General features: G+C 37.4%; 1 protein-coding gene. It reads left to right on the forward strand.

The annotated features are described in order from the left end of the window. The coding region (locus H4J63_RS20005; RefSeq protein ID WP_220467260.1) for a hypothetical protein at positions 1 to 246 on the forward strand (246 nt) is incomplete at both ends.

The raw sequence follows: 246 nt of genomic DNA on the forward strand, positions 1-246 counted from the left end.
GCCATTTACCCCTGAAGAATTACAAGGGGATGATTTAGATGGCGAGGCACCGGGAATAGCTTCTAGTCAGGCTGAGCAAGATTTAGCAAATGCGCTTATGACAGATGCTGATTTAGATGGTTTAGAAGATGATTTCGATGATGAACTATTAATTGATAATGACTTCTCTGAATTAGAAACTGAGATTGAAGATGAGTCACTTGATGATGAATTACGTCAAAAAATTAATGATGAGGTTGATTCTGT

The organism is Pseudoalteromonas sp. 5Ae-yellow (assembly GCF_014077565.1).
Classification (GTDB): Bacteria; Pseudomonadota; Gammaproteobacteria; order Enterobacterales; family Alteromonadaceae; genus Pseudoalteromonas.